The organism is Clostridium sp. UBA1056 (genome assembly GCA_002316385.1).
Classification (GTDB): Bacteria; Bacillota; Clostridia; order Clostridiales; family Clostridiaceae; genus Clostridium_J.
The window spans coordinates 1-17982 of sequence record DCDL01000044.1 but is presented as its reverse complement, the minus strand read 5'-3'; the positions used below and the strand labels follow the sequence as shown (position 1 = coordinate 17982).

15 protein-coding genes are annotated in these 17982 nt (G+C 31.2%); 2 read left to right on the top strand and 13 right to left on the bottom strand.

Translation table 11 applies throughout. The features are described from left to right. The 12 genes from B3W71_RS11500 to B3W71_RS11445 form a co-directional block, all read right to left on the bottom strand. On the bottom strand, positions 1 to 526 hold a 526-nt coding region (locus B3W71_RS11500), incomplete at its 3' end, for an Hpt domain-containing protein (protein WP_346889069.1). Between the two features lie 11 nt (positions 527 to 537). Beyond that, the gene (locus B3W71_RS11495; protein WP_346889068.1) at positions 538 to 1302 is read right to left on the bottom strand and encodes a protein-glutamate O-methyltransferase CheR; all 765 of its coding nucleotides are present in this window, start codon (positions 1300 to 1302) and stop codon (positions 538 to 540) included. Then, positions 1302 to 2429 carry a chemotaxis response regulator protein-glutamate methylesterase gene (locus tag B3W71_RS11490; protein ID WP_346889067.1) on the bottom strand — a complete coding sequence of 376 codons (1128 nt, stop codon included), beginning with the start codon at positions 2427 to 2429 and terminating at the stop codon, positions 1302 to 1304. The genes B3W71_RS11495 and B3W71_RS11490 overlap by 1 nt, the downstream gene beginning before the upstream one ends. 25 nt (positions 2430 to 2454) lie before the next feature. Beyond that, on the bottom strand, positions 2455 to 2943 hold the full coding sequence (locus B3W71_RS11485) for a chemotaxis protein CheD (RefSeq protein WP_346889066.1): 489 nt from the start codon (positions 2941 to 2943) through the stop codon (positions 2455 to 2457). Between the two features lie 3 nt (positions 2944 to 2946). Continuing rightward, complete coding sequence (locus tag B3W71_RS11480; protein WP_346889065.1) at positions 2947 to 3405, bottom strand: chemotaxis protein CheW; 459 nt, start codon at positions 3403 to 3405, stop codon at positions 2947 to 2949. Between the two features lie 11 nt (positions 3406 to 3416). Then, positions 3417 to 5180 (bottom strand): FapA family protein, encoded by a 1764-nt coding sequence (locus B3W71_RS11475; RefSeq protein WP_346889064.1) that lies wholly within the window; start codon positions 5178 to 5180, stop codon positions 3417 to 3419. A gap of 106 nt (positions 5181 to 5286) precedes the next feature. Next, positions 5287 to 6108 (bottom strand): aminotransferase class IV, encoded by an 822-nt coding sequence (locus B3W71_RS11470; protein WP_346889063.1) that lies wholly within the window; start codon positions 6106 to 6108, stop codon positions 5287 to 5289. A gap of 2 nt (positions 6109 to 6110) precedes the next feature. Beyond that, positions 6111 to 6749 (bottom strand): HAD-IB family hydrolase, encoded by a 639-nt coding sequence (locus tag B3W71_RS11465; RefSeq protein WP_346889062.1) that lies wholly within the window; start codon positions 6747 to 6749, stop codon positions 6111 to 6113. A gap of 316 nt (positions 6750 to 7065) precedes the next feature. Next, the gene (locus B3W71_RS11460; RefSeq protein ID WP_346889061.1) at positions 7066 to 7500 is read right to left on the bottom strand and encodes a DUF1292 domain-containing protein; all 435 of its coding nucleotides are present in this window, start codon (positions 7498 to 7500) and stop codon (positions 7066 to 7068) included. 347 nt (positions 7501 to 7847) lie between these two features. Then, positions 7848 to 11357: a pyruvate:ferredoxin (flavodoxin) oxidoreductase gene (nifJ, locus tag B3W71_RS11455; protein ID WP_346889060.1), complete on the bottom strand. Its 3510-nt coding sequence runs from the start codon at positions 11355 to 11357 to the stop codon at positions 7848 to 7850. A gap of 364 nt (positions 11358 to 11721) precedes the next feature. Continuing rightward, the gene (locus B3W71_RS11450) at positions 11722 to 13122 is read right to left on the bottom strand and encodes an MBL fold metallo-hydrolase (protein WP_346889059.1); all 1401 of its coding nucleotides are present in this window, start codon (positions 13120 to 13122) and stop codon (positions 11722 to 11724) included. An 876-nt stretch (positions 13123 to 13998) separates the two neighbouring features. Beyond that, positions 13999 to 15072, bottom strand: a complete 1074-nt coding sequence (locus B3W71_RS11445) for an undecaprenyldiphospho-muramoylpentapeptide beta-N-acetylglucosaminyltransferase (RefSeq protein ID WP_346889058.1) — start codon at positions 15070 to 15072, stop codon at positions 13999 to 14001. 351 nt (positions 15073 to 15423) lie between these two features. On the opposite strand from B3W71_RS11445, the gene B3W71_RS11440 reads away from it, so the two are divergent. After that, complete coding sequence (locus B3W71_RS11440) at positions 15424 to 15624, top strand: alpha/beta-type small acid-soluble spore protein (protein WP_346889057.1); 201 nt, start codon at positions 15424 to 15426, stop codon at positions 15622 to 15624. Positions 15625 to 15752: 128 nt separating this feature from the next. After that, positions 15753 to 15944 (top strand): small, acid-soluble spore protein, alpha/beta type, encoded by a 192-nt coding sequence (locus tag B3W71_RS11435; RefSeq protein ID WP_147519747.1) that lies wholly within the window; start codon positions 15753 to 15755, stop codon positions 15942 to 15944. A 116-nt stretch (positions 15945 to 16060) separates the two neighbouring features. Here the strand turns inward: B3W71_RS11435 and recJ are convergent, their stop codons facing one another. Next, a complete protein-coding gene (recJ, locus tag B3W71_RS11430; protein WP_346889056.1) occupies positions 16061 to 17836 on the bottom strand; it encodes a single-stranded-DNA-specific exonuclease RecJ in 1776 nt (591 codons plus the stop codon). Positions 17837 to 17982 lie beyond the last annotated feature (146 nt).

Genomic DNA, 17982 nt, shown 5'->3' with positions numbered 1-17982 from the left:
ATCCTATATGGATATGGAAGGTATTGAAGTCATTCTTTACAGCTTCCTTTAAAATATCAATATCATACTCATCAATACCTAATTCTACAGCTTTTTCATTTACTATTGCATCTGATGATTTTTCTTCCTCGTCTTCAATATTTTTATCACCATTTGCTATATTCACTAATTGAGTTACAATATCATCAACTTCTAAATCCGCATCACCTCCAGCAGCAATATCACTTACCATAGATTCTAGAACATCTAAACAATTAAATAATATAGTTACTACCTCATGGGTTACCTTAAGCTGGCCTTCTCTAAATTTAGATAGTACATCTTCCATCTTATGAGTAAGCTCTGCCATCTTAATATATCCCATGGTTGCAGCCATACCTTTAATTGTATGTGCCACTCTGAAAATTTGATTTAATATTTCCATATCCTCAGAATTATTTTCTAATATAAGTAATGATTCATTTAATAACTGTAGATTATCACTTGACTCTTCTAAAAACATAGATAGATATTGAGAAGTGTCCATATTACCCCTCCTTAAATTTTCTTATAAATAAATGTTGAAAGTTTTTCAAAGCCAAAATTTTTATATCCATATATACTTTCAGTGGCACCTATAAATAATAATCCACCTTGATTTAATGCTTTAGAAAACTTCTCATAAATTTTATCCTTTACCTCATTAGTAAAATAGATAACTACATTTCTACATACTATTATGTCAAAGCCGCCTTCATAGTTATCTAATATAAGATCATGTTTTTTAAAGGTTACTAGATCTTTTATCTCCTTACTAATTACAAATTTTTCCCCCTCATGATTAAAGTACCTATTAAGCTGGACTTTAGGTATGTTTTTAACATCTCTACTTATATATTCTCCAGCTTTTGCCCTAGTTAGGCTATTTGCATCTATATCTGTAGCTAGTATTTTATGTCTTATACTTGGAGTCATTTCCTTTAGCATCATAGATATAGAATAAGGTTCTGCCCCAATAGAACAAGCTGCGCTCCATATCTTAAGTGGTCTATTATAAGGTAAATCACTCTTTATAAAATTTCCAAGTTCCTCAAATATTTGAGGGTTTCTATAGAACTCTGTTACATTTATCGTAACATAATCCAAAAACTTTTCCCTTATGACCTTATCTTTTTTTATTAATATTATATATTCATCTAAATCCTTAGCATTAGTCCTAGACATAATAGCAAGTATCCTTCTATGTAACTGAGCTGATTTGTACCCAGATAAATCTAAATTAAACTCTTTCAATACGAAACTTTCAAATTTTTTAAAATCCATTAATTTTCCCCATCCCCCAGTACTATATTAGCTATTCTTTTACTAATATCATAAAGTGGAACAACTTCATCTATCATATTAGTGTCATAAGCAGCTCTAGGCATTCCATATATTATGCAAGTGGACTCATCTTCTGAAATAGTAGCTCCACCTACTTTTTTCACTTCAACAATTCCATTAGCTCCATCTTTTCCCATACCAGTAAGAATAATTCCTAATAATTTTTCCCTATACACTTCAGCTCCTGATATGAATAACTTGTCTACAGCTGGTCTTACTCCCCATATTTGAAGTTCTAAATTTAAGCTTACAGTTTTATTTCTACTTATCTCCATATGCTTACCACCCGGAGCTATATATACAACATCTTTTTCTATGGTCATACCATCCCTTGCTTCTACTACCTTCATCCTAGAAAATTTATCAAGTCTATCAGCAAAAGCCTTAGTAAATCCTTCTGGCATATGCTGAACCACCAATATTGGAACTCCTAATTTTTCTGGGAGATTTGTAATAACATTAAATAACGCTTTAGGCCCACCTGTAGACGCTCCTATTACAATTGCTGAAATTTTCTTATTCCTTATTTCTTTACTTCTTATATCTTTAGTAGTTGAACTTCTTTCTTTTATTGTTAAAGTTGTAGATACTCTATTTATTTCTCTTGCTTTACTCTCTTTTGTATAAGTGTCTTTTCTTCTGCTAATTATAGGAGACTTTCTTACAAATCTGGTACTTCTTATTTTGGAAACTAAAAGATTTCTAACTACGTTAATATTTAAAGAAATTGAGCCTGATGGTTTAGGTACAAAATCTATAGCACCCTTCTCTAAACACTCCATAGTTATCTCTGCACCTTCTTGAGTTAAACTACTTAGCATTATAACCTTAGTAGGTATCTTTAATTCTATTACTTTTTTTAATGCTTCTATTCCATTCATCTTTGGCATTTCAATATCTAGAGTGATAACATCTGGAACCTGCTTTTTTAACTTTTCTAGTAGATCTTCACCATTTCTAGCAATGTCTATTACTTCCATATCATCTTCCATGTTTATCATATCAGATATCATCTTTCGCATTAAAGCGGAGTCATCTACAACTATAACCGAAATTTTCTGTACCATATGTAATCACTCCAATCATTAATTTCTATATAATTTTAGTCCCTTCCCCTATAATTTTTACATATAGATCGCCTGTTACTGTATCAAATATTATCGTTCTACCTTTAGTTCCTCCAATTTCTTCACTATCTATAGGTATTTTTCTTGCCTTTAATATAGCCTTAACTGCAATGCTATTTCTAGCACCTATATCCATATTAACTTTGTTATCTGCAAAGTTAAACATAGTTGCTCCACCAGCGATCTTAGCTCTTAACTCCTTTTCTTTTGCCCCATTTTCTACCATAACCCTAATTAGAATAGGTATTGCAAGATTGGCAAACTTTATCTCGTTGGATATCTTATTAAACTTTTTACTGTCTGGAAGCATAATATGTGCAAGGCCTCCAATCCCACTCTTTTTGTCTATCATAGCAATACCAATACAAGAACCTAACCCTATGGTCATAAGTCTATCTGGGGATTTAGCTATTTTATAATCCCCGATTCCTACTTTTACCTCCCTATATTTCATAACTTACCTTTCTATTTTCTTCTTTTCATCCTTCGAAAGAATTTCATTTAAATTCAGAAGTAAAATAATGCCACTTTTATTTCTGTCTTTTATTATCCCCTTAATGTATCTCTTAGATATATTGGAAGATATCTCTGGAGTATCCTCTAAGTCATCTAGGTTCATAGATATAACTTCATTTACAACATCTACTATAATTCCTATGGCACCTTCTTCACTTCTAGTAACTATTATTGCCCCACCATTCTCCTTATTTTCTAAAGTATCTATTCCAAATTTTTTAGCTAAACTAACTACAGGTAATATACCATCTTGGTAATTTATAACCCCCTCTAAAAAATCCTCTGAATCTGGAATTTTTGTTGGTTCTTCATAGGTTAGGATACGTTCTACTTCTCTAATGTCTGCTGCAAAACATTGCTTTTCTAATCTAAATATAAGCAATTTAAACTCTTCTGCCAATTTTATCCCTCCTAAAATTTAAACTTATCAACAACTAAATCTCTATCTTTGTCTATATATACATGAACATGTTTATACGTTTCATCAATTATAGTTTCCATGGTTCCAACTATGAATTTAGTATTTAGATGAGCAACATCACAATATATATGTCCTTCATTACCTACTGCTACCTCCGTCATAACCCCTGAAGCTGAACCTACTACTTTTATTTTAATTTCATTTTCAGCCTTGATTTTTCCCCCTCGAAGTTCACATTGCCCTTCACCAATAAAATAAATACCGTTTTCTGCAGTAATATTAGATTTATAAACACCTTTTCCATCTATTGTTACATTTCCAGAAGAAGTAACTGTGCAATCCTGTATATACCCTATGGTAGCATTAGACTTAATATCCTTCATGGCTTCTATATCTTTTATCTTTTCTTCTGCTAACTTCTTAACAGTATTTAATTCCTCTGCACTACCTATTAATATATAATTCTTGTTGGCATATTTAATCTTTAATATTCTATACAATTCATTGTTAATGTCATTAACCTCTTCCATAGTATTTAATAACTTATTAATCGTATTGGTCAATACTGGAAACTTATTTTTTATAACAAGTTTTATGATATCACAATCTTTTGTATCTGCATTTACGTTTCCACTTTTTTTAACAGCTATTACTGCTTTATATAAGCTAGCAAAACTACCTACTACAGATCTAAGTTGTTCTAAATATCCTTTAAACTCTGCAAATTCACTTTTAACCTTTATTGTAGAGGAAATTGCACTACCCGTAATTTCTAAATCTCCCTCAGCCCAAACATTACCTCTTACAACATTACCTCTTACCTCTATCGTATTTCCAGATTTAACCTTCATTCCTTCATTTACATTACCATTAATGATTATATCTCCTATAAAGTTAATATCTCCGGTAGTCATATCTACATCCTTAAGAACCTCATAAACATTATTAACTTGAAAAATACATCCTCTTAATTGAGGTTTTCCCTCCGCTGTAGCAACTATAGTATCCTTATCTTTAAATTTGCAGCCTGCCTTCACTATCATATCTTTCACTTTTCTTTTTTTAGGCTCAATAGTCATGGAAAACACATCAATACCTATAGTTCCTTCTTTTCCTGCGATACGCTTAGCGAGAACATCATCTTTTTTCACGCTAGTTATACTACCTATGGATTTAAAATCTACGTTACCACATTCATCACTTTTAAAAGTTTTAATGTCATTAGTATCAAAATATATTTCCAATATATCATCTACAGGTTCAGTGGGCTCTTTACCCTTTGCAATAATTACATTCTCCACCATGTCCATATCTTCTATAGAGCTTAACACTTTATTATCTATTCCATAAATTATACCCTTTTCTTTAAGCTCTTTTAAAATTTCATCTGACGTAAATTTAGGTGGAAAGTTCTCTTCTTTCACCTTTGAATTTAAGGTAATCAAAGATGCTTCTTCTGTATCTTCTAAAGTATAAATAATTTCAGGGCCATAACTTATTGATATATCAGCTGTAATTTTATCCTTACTAAGGTTAATAGTTAATTCTCTAGTTGCCTTAGATTCTTGAAAAAACACTTCTATTTTATTTTTAGTGTCAACTCTTATTTTGTCTTTTATTTCCTGTCCATCTACAAATAAACTAACACCCTTGCCCCTTACAATCCAAGGACCTTCAGAAACATTTTCTCCATCATTAATAATTAGTTTACCATCAAGTATTTTTGCTGTTCCTCTTAATCTTGTATTTTCCACATCATCACCCCTAATATATATTACAAACCTATTTTTCTACTAAAATGTAAAAAACAATACTAAAATATACTATAATATATTATCGTATTGTTTTTTGCATACTTTACTATTTAGTTATTTTATAGTTCTTCAAATTTTTTATAATCAGCTGTTCAAATTTATCTTTTATATTATAAATCTTATCACAAATTTTATCATACTTTATGATTCCCTGAACTTCATTTATAGGTAATACATTAGGAGAAGTTCCAGATATAAATAGTCCATCTAGATTTTTAATATCTTCACAATTGATATTTTCTTCTTTTACCTTAAGTCCTAGCTCATGGCAAGCTTTTATTATCTCACCTCTTGTTATTCCTGGAAGCACTCCCTCTACTGGCGCTGTAATAATTTCATCACCCTTTACCATGAATATATTAGACTTACTTCCCTCTGTTATATATCCCTCATGATTCACTAGAATAGCTTCATAACTATTACTAGCTGCTATCTTTTCATTAACTTTTTCTCTAAAGGAATTATCTATAACTTTGGCATTAGGATTATGTCTTTCTCCAAAGTAAAGTATCGTCTTCACTCCATTATTATACATATCCTTAGTTGGATAGGAATGCTTTATAAAAAATATAAACAGGTTATCTTTATTTAATACTAACTTAAGATTTCCATTAACAACTCTATTTATAGTTATTAGTTTTTCTATGTAATCTTTGATCATATCCATAGATATAAAATCTTCTTTTTTCTCTAGTTTTAATGAATTTTCAAGTCTCTCTAGATGTTCATTTAAAAATAGAGGAGCTCCATCTATAACTCTTATAACCTCATATATGCACTTCCCCTCTACTACATATATATCTTGAAATTCTGCTCTTTCATAAACCTCATCATTTTTTATAAAATAATCATTAATACAATTATCCATAACTATCGCCACCTTAAAATCTCTAGTTCATGATTTTTTCTATAATTTATTAGATATCCCTTACCTACTAACTTTAAAAGTGGTAGATCAGAAAGGGAATCAGAGAACATATATGAATTTTTAAAATCAACTTCTATATTGTCTTTTTTAAGTTCTTCCATTAATCTTTTTACTTTTTCTTCACCCTTACAATTTTCTCCTGAAATTTTACAACTAAACTTTCCATCATTCATCTGAAATTTAGTTCCTATAACTTTATCTACTTCTTTTATATTATAAAATTCATTAACATAAAACTCTGGTGAAGCAGAAATCAAATATATCTTATACCCTTTTTCTTTAAAGTCTTTAATAGCTTTAATCCCATCTTCATAAAGGATACTCTCTAATTTCTCCTTATAAAAACTTTTTACTATAAACTTTAATTCATCTTCACTAGTTCCTGATAAAAACCTTAAAAAGTTCTCCTTAGTTCTTCCTGCATTATAAACCTTTAAGCCATAAAAAAGACCAGTTATTATATGAGATGGTAAATACTTAAGTAACTTCTTATCCTTTTTAAGCATGTATTTATATAATTCTATAGAAGTTTCCTTCTTAGTTAATGTATAGTCAATATCAAATATAGCTAACTTTTCCATTTAGAATTAACCCTACTTTCATATTATTTAAATTTCTTTATTTATTTCATTCACCATGGCTTAATGATTGCTACAACTTATTAAGGCATTATCAAATAAATAATAGACCAGTTTTCTCGTCTATTTGCCACGATTACTTCGTCGTTAAAAGCCTGGCATAGCGCTACTATGACAGGCTTTTAACTCCTTGTCTCGCGGCAAATATACTTTGAACCTTTGGTCTATTCTTTATTTTCACATGCCTAATACAACTTAGTATTGTTAATCTTATATGATATAAAAGCCGCTATATAGCTAGCGGCTTTTAGAAGTTTAATTAGTTTTCACTATATTCCTTTGAAAGTAATTCCTCATAATATGCTTTTGCTGCATCATACTCTTCATCTTCTGGTACAACAAGTTCGCCAACTTCATCATCACCAACTACTTTAAATAAGTATATTGAACCATCATCTGGATTTTGTACTAAAGCGTACTCATTTTCTTCAAATAAAAATCCATCAACTATTTCACATTCAGTTACATTTCCTTCTTCGTCTTCTAACTCAACGAACATTGCTTCATGTTCTCCACATCCACATCCACATTCTTCATGATCGTGGTCATGGTCATGTCCACCACAACATCCTTGGTGTTCATGCTTCTCTTCATGTCCTCCGCAGCATCCATGGTGCTCATGCTTTTCTTCATGTCCTCCGCAGCATCCTTTTTCTTTTTTATCTTCATTATGTCCACAACAGTTATTTCCCATAATAATAGCCTCCTTAAATAATTCTCCTCTTCATTGTACCCTTAATCTATGTATTTTAGAAGTGTTTTTATAATAAATTTTTGTTAATGTTATAGGAATAAACTAGATTTACTTTTATATGATACTTTTATTTTTAATCTAAATAAAAGTAATCTATTACCTTAATTTTTATGTAATAAAAGAGCTGTCTCAAAATTATTTACTAATCTTTATATAATGTTGAGGTTGTACTTTAATATTATTGTTAGCGAATGCCATTTGTAGGAGCGTCAATAATATAAGTACATCCTCAACACTGATTTAAGATTTAGTATATTTTGAGACAGCCCTTAACTTAATTAAAACTCTTATTGAACTGCAAGTCTTTTATAAGTTTCTAATCTTTCTTTTGCATCTTGTTCAGTCTTAGCAAATAATTCTTCTGCTACTTCTGGGAACATTTTTTGAAGTGATGCATATCTTACTTCGTTTAATAAGAAGTCTCTGAAAGATTCAGTTGGCTCTTTAGAATCTAGGATAAACGGATTTTTACCTTCATCTTTAAGATTTGGGTTGTATCTGTATAATCCCCAATATCCGCAAGCAACAGCTTTCTTAGATTCTAATTGAGTATTACCCATTCCAGTCTTAATTCCATGATTGATACATGGAGCATAGGCTATGATTAAAGATGGTCCTGGATATGCCTCTGCTTCTCTTATAGCTTTAAGAGTTTGAGCTTGGTCAGCTCCCATAGCTATTTGAGCAACATATACATAGCCATAGCTCATTGCCATCATTCCAAGGTCTTTCTTCTTAGTTCTCTTACCTGAAGCTGCAAATTTAGCAATAGCTGCAGTTGGAGTAGCTTTAGAAGATTGTCCACCAGTATTAGAATAAACTTCTGTATCAAATACAAATATATTTACATCTTCTCCTGATGCTAGAACGTGGTCAACACCGCCATATCCAATATCGTATGCCCAACCGTCTCCACCAAAGATCCATTGAGATCTCTTAACGAAGAAATCTTTAAATTTATATAACTCTGCCATTGTTTCACAGCAATTTTTATCTGCTTCAATTAATGGAAGTACTTTCTTAGCAGCAGCCTTTGAACCTTCTGCATTATCTTTATTTTCTAACCACTCATTTAAAGCAGCTTTTAATTCTTCATTTGAAGTATTTTCTACTACTTCTTTAACTAGGTCATTAAGTTTTTCTCTTTGATGACTAGCACCTAAGAACATACCTAAACCAAACTCAGCATTATCTTCGAATAATGAGTTAGCCCAAGCTGGTCCTTTACCTTCTTGATTCTTAGTGTATGGAGTTGAAGGAGCACTTCCTCCCCAAATTGAAGAACATCCTGTAGCATTAGCTATCATCATTCTGTCTCCAAATAATTGAGTTATAAGCTTAGCATATGGAGTTTCTCCACATCCTGCACAAGCACCTGAGAACTCTAGAAGTGGAGTCTCAAATTGGCTACCTTTAACTGAAGCAACACCCAGTGGGTTTTCACGTTTCTTCATGTTAACTGTGTAATTCCAAGAATCGATTTGATCTCTTTGACTATCAAGAGGTTTCATAACTAAAGCCTTCTCTTTAGCTGGACAAACTTGTGCACAGTTTCCGCATCCTACACAATCTTGAGGAGATACAGATATTGTGAATTTTAATCCTTTAAGTTGTCCACCTTTAGCATCTGCAAGCTTAATAGCTTCTGGTGCATTAGCAAACTCTTCTTCTGTTCCGATGAATGGTCTTATTGTAGCGTGTGGACATACATAAGAACATTGGTTACATTGGATACAGTTTTCTGGAATCCATTCTGGTACATTAATAGCTATTTCTCTCTTTTCATAAGCAGCTGTTCCATGATCAAAAGTACCATCTTCTCTTCCTTCGAAAGCACTTACAGGAAGTTTGTCTCCTTCTTGTCTATTCATAACTTCAACGATGTTTTTAATGAAGTCTGGAGTTTCCTTCTTACCTTCATTTTTATCTTCTGCATTTTTCCAAGATTCTGGAACGTTAACTTTAACTATTGCATTAACTCCAGCATCTATAGCATCGTTGTTCATTTTAACTATCTTTTCACCTTTTTTACCATAAGATGTTTGAACTGCATCTTTAAGATATTTAATAGCTTCATCAACTGGAATAATTTCAGCTAGTTTGAAGAATGCAGCTTGACAAATCATGTTTATTCTTCCGCCAAGACCAATTTCTTGAGCAACCTTTACAGCATTTATAGTGTAGAAGTTTATATTGTGTTCGGCAATATATCTCTTCATTGATGCTGGTAAGTGTTCATCTAAATCTTTTTCATTCCAAATACAGTTTAATAGGAATGTACCACCATCTTTAATTCCAGCTAATACATCATAGCTATGAACATAAGCTTGGTTATGACATCCAATGTAGTTGGCTTGATTGATTAGGTATGGAGATTTAATCTCTTTCTTACCAAATCTTAAGTGAGACATTGTTACTCCACCAGATTTTTTAGAGTCATATGCAAAGTATGCTTGAGCATACATATCTGTATGATCTCCTATAATTTTTATAGCACTCTTGTTAGCCCCAACTGTTCCGTCAGATCCTAATCCCCAGAATTTACATTCCACAGTTCCTTCTGATGTAGTAGCTATAGTTCTTGTAATATCTAATGATGTATTTGTAACATCATCAACTATTCCTATAGTAAATCCATTTTTAAGTTCTTCTTCTTTTAAGTGATCAAATACAGAAACTATTTGAGATGGAGTAGTATCTTTTGAACCTAACCCATATCTTCCACCTATGATAACTGGTCTTTCAGCTCTATCATAGAATGCATTTCTAACATCTTGATATAATGGTTCACCAGCAGATCCTGGCTCTTTTGTTCTATCTAATACAGCAATCTTTTTAACTGTTGTTGGCATATGTTTAAAGAAGTGTTCTAATGAGAATGGTCTGAATAAGTGAACTTTAACTAGTCCAACTTTTTCTCCTTGTGCTGCTAAGTAATCAACTGTTTCTTCAACAACGTCACATACTGAACCCATTGCAACTATTACTCTTTCTGCATCTGGTGCTCCATAGTAATTGAATACATGATAATCAGTACCAATTTCTTTGTTGATCATTTCCATATATTTTTCTACAACTCCTGGAATTGCATTGTAGAATGGGTTTGAAGCTTCTCTAGCTTGGAAATATACATCTGGATTTTGAGCTGTTCCTCTAGTTACAGGATGTTCTGGACTTAAAGCATTTGCTCTATATGCATCTACTGCATCTCTATTTAAGAATTTTCCTAGAGTTTCATAATCCCAAGCTTGAATTTTTTGTATTTCATGTGATGTTCTAAATCCATCAAAGAAATGTAAGAATGGAACTCTACCTTCAATAGCTGCTAAGTGAGCTACTGGAGCAAGGTCCATAACTTCTTGTACACTATTAGTTGCAAGTAAAGCAAACCCTGTTTGTCTTGCAGCCATAACGTCTTGATGGTCTCCAAATATTGATAAGGCTTGAGATGCTAATGCTCTAGCACTTACGTGTAGAACTCCTGGAAGTAATTCTCCAGCCATTTTGTACATATTTGGTATCATAAGTAATAATCCTTGAGATGCTGTGAAAGTAGTTGTTAATGCACCTGCTTGTAATGAACCGTGAACTGCTCCAGCTGCACCTGCTTCTGATTGCATTTCCATTATTTTCAGCTTTTGCCCAAATACGTTTGTTCTGCCTTGCGCTGCCCATTCATCACAGTGTTCAGCCATTGGTGATGATGGAGTAATTGGGTATATAGCTGCTACATCAGTATATGCATAGGCTACGTGAGCTGCGGCAGTGTTACCGTCCATAGTTTTCATTTTTCTCATTGTAAGCAACCCTCTTTCTTCTATAAATATTTTATTAGCAAACTCATAATTTTATTTTATGTAGTATATAGTTTATGTGGTGTATGTACATTGCACACCTTCACCCTTTGGGGATGTAAGCATAACAACACCACACTAAATAAGCTCAACTAAGCTTCATTAGAAAATCGATTTCTAATTTAATGTTAATCTCACTTAATATTGTTAAAACACTATCATGAATTCACTTATATTTAACTATTACTTCAAGCCCTGTTAATATGCAATTTAGTCCTTGGTAATCTTTAACATGACCTTACACTTAAATTATACCTTAATTCTTTTAAAATTCAACCCTAAAATACTAACACAGATTGTTAAGTTTTTAATTAATTTCTAAGGTAAATTCATCTAAAAATGCTGGTGTAACTACTTCATATCCTTCACCTTTTAATTTCATTGTGAAGGATTCAATATTTTTTCCTTCACCGTGAACTACAAATACCTTTTTAGGTTTTTCTATCATACTACTTACCCAATTATATAATCCTATCTTATCTGCATGGCCTGACATACCATCCATATAATGGATTTTAGCTTTAACATCTATATTTTCTCCTCCTATTTTAATTCTTTTATTTCCTTTTAATAACTTACTTCCTAGGCTTTTATTTCCTTGATAAGATGTGATTAAAATTCCACATTCTTGCCTTGGCAAGTTATTCTTTAAATGCTGTGATATTCTACCCCCATCATAAACACCACCTGCTACAATAATTATGGCTTTTGATTTAACTTCATATACTCTCTTAGCTTCATCACTATTTTCTACAAAGTGTAGACCTCTAAAATCCATAGGATCATCACCTTTTTTTATAAGAGATTTTGCCTCCCTATCAAAGTATTCTTCATACTTCTTAAATATTCTAGTAATTCCTGAAGCCAATGGACTATCTATATATACATTACATCCCTTTACCTGCCCACTTTCTATAAAATTATTTAACATATATATAATCTCTTGTGTTCTCCCTAAAGAAAAACAAGGAACTATTAGATTGCCCTGCTCTTCCATAGTTTCCCTTACAACTTTTAGGAATTTTGAATAATTATCTTTTTCTTCATGCACCTTATCTCCGTAGGTACTTTCAATAATTAAGAAATCTCCTTTCAGTTCTTTTTCTGGATTATTCATAATATATCTATTTACGTTTCCTATATCTCCACTATATATCAATTTAATCCAATTTTCCCCATAATTTTTGATTAAAATTTCACATATCGCCGAACCTAATATGTGACCTGCATCCCGAAAAATGATTTTTATATTATCCTCTAATATAATCTCTTCATCATATCCATAGGTATAAAAACTTTTTAAAGCTTTTTCTACATCTTCATCACTGTACAATGATTTTATAGGCTCTACATCTTTATTATATCTAGAAAGATTTCTAAAGTAGGTCTCCTCTTCTTGAATTCTCGCTGCATCTTTCAGCAAATATTCACATAAATCCTTAGTAGGCTCAGTACAAATAACCTTTCCCTTAAATCCTAGCTTGAATAAGAGAGGTATTCTTCCACTATGATCCACATGACTATGGGATAATATAATATAATCAATTTCTTTTGGATTTATATTTAATATATTATTGCTATAAGTTTTTAAATCATTACTTTGAAACAATCCACAATCCAAAAGTATATTTTTATCATCAATAGTAAGTAAATGGCTCGATCCTGTAACACATTTTGTAGCACCTAAAAACTTTAATTTTATATCCATAAATATTTCCTCTATCTTCCTTCTATTTATCCAATACACTATAACTACTGTTCTAACATTAATATATCTAATATAACTATTTCCCTGAAAATAATCCCCTAAAAAATAGCCTTTTCTAAAGGAATTAAAACTTCTAATAATCAACGTTCATTAGGAATTTATTAATATTATTGACTTGTTTAACAGTATTTTATGTACTTATCAGAAAGATAATATATAAGCTTTTCTAAGCTTCAGTGGGATAACCCCCCCCTCTGAAGCAAAGAACTCNNTTTATTTTCAGATGCCTTAATAAATTATCCTTTGATAAATCTATAGTCTTTTATAGTCTTCTTCATAAAGTATATATATTTAGTTATAGAGAACTTCGTAAAAAGTTAACATTTTAAAATTTTAACTTTTTGCATATTTAAATATATAAAATTTCCCCTACATAACTTTTTAACTTTTTAACTACTACAGAGCCTTTTATTAGGCTCTATAGTAATTTACAGCAATAAAATATATAAACTATAAAAATATTGGTGGACATCCCTTAAAGTTTGTGCTGAAATAAGGCTTATTTTCCCTTTAAAATAATGACGTAGCCCCACATTTAGACTCTCTGTACTTAGAATTAATATCTTTTGTCGAATAATATATTGGAGTATTTGTAACACTAATAAAAGATTTTGAGCAAATTTTACAGAAGTACCTCTAATACAACATGTGTATTTTATTATACTAATATCTTGTTACCCATAAAAAATAAGCAATAGCCCGTAATGATTAAATCAATTAGGTGCTATTGCTTAAAATAATATTTTAATTAATTTCTCTATTTAATATTAGTGCCACTACTTTCTTGGTACCATATTTATTATATACATAGAAAATCTATTTATTTCTGCAATTTTCTATTAGCTCAACTATTTTACCAAGACTATCCCTTTGTTTACTTTTACTCATATTTTCTATATATGTTGCTTTATTTCGATTCACTTCTTGTATATTTTCTAAAAGATTTAAGGCATTTAAGTTTTCTTCTTCAATGACCTTACTATATCCAGCTTTATTAAAGGAATTAGCATTTAAAATTTGGTCTCCTCTACTTGCCTTAGCTGATAGTGGTATTAAAATATTAGGTTTCTTTAAAGCTAAAAGTTCAAATATAGTGTTAGAACCAGCTCTAGAAATCACTATATCTGCTAATTGCATTAAATCTGAAAGCTCTTCTTTAATGTATTCAAACTGAGCATATCCTTTAACCACATTAAGGCTTTTATCCATATTGCCTTTTCCACATAGATGTATTACATTAAAGGTTTTAAGTAAATCATTTAATGATTCTCTAACGCATTCATTTATAATTCTTGAACCTAAACTGCCTCCAGTGACTAGAATTACAGGCTTATCATCTTTAAATTTACAGAACTCTTTAGCCTTTATTCTACTACCTCTAAATAGTTCACCTCTAATTGGAGAACCTGTAAGTACAGCTTTCTTTTTATTAACATGCTCCATAGCCTCTTCAAAGGTAACACAAATCTTTGTTGCATAGGGCATGGATATTTTATTTGCTAGCCCTGGTGTAATATCTGATTCATGTATTATAACTGGTATTCTATTAAAATAAGCTCCTAACACCACTGGAACTGATACAAATCCTCCCTTTGAAAAAACTATGTCTGGCTTTTCCTTCTTAATAATTGATTTTGCCTCGAAAACACCTTTAATAACCTTAAAAGGATCTGTAAAGTTTTTAACATCAAAATATCTTCTTAGCTTACCACTAGATATGGTATGGTATTTTATTTTTTCTTCTTCTATAAGTTTTCTTTCTATACCATTTTCAGTACCAATATACTGAATTTCATATCCCAGCTCCTTTAGCTTAGGCATAAGTGCGATATTGGGAGTTACATGTCCAGCTGTTCCTCCACCTGTCATAATAATTTTTTTGTTACTCAATTTAAAAGTCCTCCTAAAATTAACATAGTAAAAGTTTCAACATCTTTGAAATATGTTCAAAGAAAAATATCTAAGCCTTAGCTAAGTATATATGATCTTGCTAAAGCTAAGAATAATATTTATTTACTATATAACTTTTATATTATATTAGCTATATTATGCTTCATATTAAGTTATGCCACATATGAAGACAAATGTAAATATAAAATATGAAATTTATATGAAAACCATAGATTATATACATTAAAAGGTAATTACTCATAATCTTTCATACGTTGCCACTGTTTCTCTTAAATATTCTTTTTATATCCGGGTACAATACTATTATCAACTCAAAGGAGGTGAAATTACATGGGAAACAATAATAATTCTAATCAACCAGCAGTACCTCAAGCTAGAGAAGGCTTAAACAGATTTAAAATGGAATCTGCTCAAGAAGTAGGAGTTAATCTTAAAGAAGGATACAACGGAGATTTAACTTCTAGAGAAGCTGGATCAGTTGGTGGTCAAATGGTTAAAAAAATGGTTGAAGCTTATGAAAGAAATCTATAGTTAAATCATTGTAAGTAGCATGTGGTAAGTTTATTATTTAAGAAGTTAGCAAAATTTATTTAAATAATAAGAGGTTCACATTAATATGTTTGTTGACTTCTACTAATTTATTGGAGGAGGAATTTAAAATGACAAGCAAAAGTAGATTATTAGTACCAGAAGCTAAGGCAGGTTTAGACAGATTTAAGATGGAAGCAGCTCAAGAAGTTGGAGTTAACTTAAAAGAAGGATACAACGGAGATTTAACTTCTAGAGAAGCTGGATCAATTGGCGGACAAATGGTTAAAAAAATGGTTGAAGCTTACGAAAAAAATTTATAGGATATAATAATATCTAATTAAATTTCTTTAATAGTAAGTAAACCCACAAATAGGAGATGCACCTTATAGGTGCATCTCTTTGTTATTTACTCTCCTATGAAAATCATAAGCTGATTTTATTTTAACTTTATATCTTTAAGTTTTAATTGTACACTTTTTCTTCCCATATATTCATTTATATCTGGTTGAAATAGTATATCTAAAGATAAACCTTTAGGTCTTATATACCCACTCTCATATTCACTATAATCATCACCATAAACCTGTTTTAATATGTCTATAATCTCATCTCTTTTATTAAAGTATAGTCCTTCTATCATATTATTGGTTCCATTTACATAAAATCTAAACTTCACATGCTGCTGCTCGCTACCTAAAAATCTTATATCGCCTACTAAGACTTTGTTAGCTTGAAGAATAGGTGAAGGGTTTCCTTTACCAAAGGGCTCTAGTAACTTAAATTCTTGTACAACCTGTTCTGTTACATAGTTTAGCTTTATAGGAGAGTCTACCTTTATTTTTACTGCTAAATCTTCCTCGTCTAAAGTACAGTTTTCATTTAATAATTCTCTAAATTTCGATATATTTTCCTCTTCAATGGAAAGTCCCGCTGCCATGGGATGTCCACCAAACTTACTTAGTACATCCTTACATTTTAACATTTCTTCAAACATATTATATTCTTCAATGGATCTTCCTGACCCTTTAGGCATTTCTTTTCCTTCTGTTAAAACAAAGGTTGGCTTTCCATACTTTTCTTTAACTCTTCCTGCTACAATACCAGCAATGCTTTCATGGATATGCTTATTATATACTACTAGCACTCTATCATTTATTAATGAACTTCCCTCTATATCTGCACAAACTTGCTCTACGCTTTCTGTAGTAAGATCCTGCCTTTCTTTATTAAGGTTAAATACCCTTGTAGCTATATCCATGGCCTCACTTGCATCTTCACAAAGTAGCAAATCTAAAGAAAGCTGAGCTGTTTCCAATCTTCCGGTAGCATTTATACAAGGTCCTATGTTAAAACCTACATTGTAGCAAGTCACCTCATCCTTTATATCAATAATATGCTTTAGAGCTCTTAGTCCTAGATTTTTTGTATTAGAAAGAATCTTTAGTCCTTCTTTAGCAATTATCCTGTTCTCATCCTTTAAGTCCACTACGTCACATATAGTCCCAATGGCTGCTAGCTCTAAAAGTTCATCAGTATTTTTATTTTTCATATTCATAGCCTCATATAGGGCTAAAGAAAACTTATAGGCTACACCAGCTCCACATAAAAGCTTAAAAGGATAATTGCAATCCTCTTGTTTAGGATTTATAAGGGCATCGCTACTTGGAACTATCACTTTCCTTTCTCCGTCTACTTCTTCAAATGGAAGCTCATGATGGTCTGTAATAATTATTTTTAATCCAAGCTCCTTAGCTCTTTTTACCTCATCTATAGCAGATATTCCATTATCACAACTTATTATAAGGTCAAATCCTTCTTCAGCTATGGCTTCTATTCTTGAAACACTCATGCCATAGCCTTCCTTCTCTCTATGTGGTATATGATAATCTACTCTTCCTCCACAATTTTTTATAGCTTTATAAAGAATTGCAGTACTAGTAACTCCATCAGCATCATAGTCTCCATAAACCATAATTTTTTCATTATTATTTATGGCATCAACCATAATCCTTATTGCTTTGTCCATATCCTTCATAAGATAAGGATTATGTAGCCTTTTTAATGAAGAATTTAAAAATTCATCAACTTTCTCCTTATTATCTATTCCTCTATTAATAAGTACTCTAAGGGTAATAGGAGTAACCTTTATATAGTTAAATAACTCCTTTAATGTATCCATTGAGCACTGAGTCTCTTTCCAAATTGTTTTCACATAATCACCTTACCCTTACTTTCATGTCAATATCTATTGTCACTTTTAGGCATCTGAAAATAAATAATAAGCCAAAGATGAGAAGTATATTTTGAGTTAGACAAGGAAATAGGTTCTACAGATAGTAGCACTATCTAAGGGTTCTG

Excerpts from the sequence above, each read along its gene's own strand:
- B3W71_RS11495 (WP_346889068.1), bottom strand. The coding sequence starts at position 1,302 with ATGGATTTTAAAAAATTTGAAAGTTTCGTATTGAAAGAGTTTAATTTA.
- B3W71_RS11490 (WP_346889067.1), bottom strand. The coding sequence starts at position 2,429 with ATGGTACAGAAAATTTCGGTTATAGTTGTAGATGACTCCGCTTTAATG.
- B3W71_RS11485 (WP_346889066.1), bottom strand. The coding sequence starts at position 2,943 with ATGAAATATAGGGAGGTAAAAGTAGGAATCGGGGATTATAAAATAGCT.
- B3W71_RS11470 (WP_346889063.1), bottom strand. The coding sequence starts at position 6,108 with ATGGATAATTGTATTAATGATTATTTTATAAAAAATGATGAGGTTTAT.
- B3W71_RS11465 (WP_346889062.1), bottom strand. The coding sequence starts at position 6,749 with ATGGAAAAGTTAGCTATATTTGATATTGACTATACATTAACTAAGAAG.
- B3W71_RS11460 (WP_346889061.1), bottom strand. The coding sequence starts at position 7,500 with ATGGGAAATAACTGTTGTGGACATAATGAAGATAAAAAAGAAAAAGGA.
- nifJ (WP_346889060.1), bottom strand. The coding sequence starts at position 11,357 with ATGAGAAAAATGAAAACTATGGACGGTAACACTGCCGCAGCTCACGTA.
- B3W71_RS11450 (WP_346889059.1), bottom strand. The coding sequence starts at position 13,122 with ATGGATATAAAATTAAAGTTTTTAGGTGCTACAAAATGTGTTACAGGA.
- B3W71_RS11440 (WP_346889057.1), top strand. The coding sequence starts at position 15,424 with ATGGGAAACAATAATAATTCTAATCAACCAGCAGTACCTCAAGCTAGA.
- B3W71_RS11435 (WP_147519747.1), top strand. The coding sequence starts at position 15,753 with ATGACAAGCAAAAGTAGATTATTAGTACCAGAAGCTAAGGCAGGTTTA.